General features: G+C 50.2%; 1 protein-coding gene. It reads left to right on the top strand.

The window, feature by feature from the left end:
- A partial coding sequence (gene ilvA / locus R7Q41_RS24435; RefSeq protein ID WP_318144761.1) for a threonine ammonia-lyase, biosynthetic occupies positions 1-1,016 on the top strand: 1,016 nt, incomplete at both ends.

Genomic DNA, 1,016 nt, shown 5'->3' with positions numbered 1-1,016 from the left:
CCAAAAACCACACCAGACATCAAAGTCGATGCGGTACGCAGTTTCGGTGGCAATGTGGTGCTGCACGGCAGCAACTTTGATGAAGCCAAAGCCGAGGCCGAACGCTTGTCAGAACAACACGGCTATACGTTTGTGCCCCCTTTCGATCACCCATTGGTGATCGCAGGTCAAGGCACCATCGGCATGGAAATGCTGCAGCAAAATGGTCATCTCGACTACATCTTCGTGCCGGTTGGAGGCGGTGGCTTGGCCGCAGGTGTAGCAGTTCTGGTCAAGCAACTGATGCCAGAAATCAAAGTCATCGCCGTCGAACCTGAAGACTCGTCTTGTCTGAAAGCGGCGCTTGATGCTGGTGAGCCAGTGGTACTCGACCAAGTCAGCATGTTTGCTGATGGTGTGGCGGTAAAACGCATCGGTGAAGAAACGTTCCGCTTGTGTCAGAAATACATTGATGGTCATGTGGCGGTTTCAAGCGATGAAATCTGCGCTGCCGTAAAAGACATTTTTGAGGATACTCGAGCGATTGCTGAACCATCCGGGGCGCTTGCGCTTGCTGGCTTGAAGAAGTTTGTTGAGCAAAACCAACTGGAAAACAAAAACCTTGCCACGGTGCTGTCTGGCGCAAATACCAACTTCCATGGTTTACGTTATGTTTCAGAGCGTTGTGAATTAGGTGAGAAGCGTGAAGGTCTATTGGCCGTGACGATTCCAGAACGCCAAGGCGCTTTCTTTGAATTCTGTAATCTGATTGGCGGCCGCGCTGTCACCGAGTTTAACTACCGTTATAACGATGATGAACTGGCGAATATCTTTGTTGGTGTACGCCTGCAAGGCGGTCAGGAAGAGCTGGATAACATCATTCGCGATCTACGCGAAGGTGGCTACCCAGTCGTTGATTTGTCCGACGATGAAATGGCCAAACTGCACATTCGTTACATGATCGGTGGCAAGCCCTCTAAACAGCTGAAAGAGCGTCTTTATAGCTTTGAATTTCCTGAATATCCAGGCGCACTATT

The organism is Vibrio sp. 2096, from assembly GCF_033339595.1.
GTDB lineage: Bacteria > Pseudomonadota > Gammaproteobacteria > Enterobacterales > Vibrionaceae > Vibrio > Vibrio alginolyticus.
This window is presented reverse-complemented; position numbering and strand designations above follow the sequence as displayed.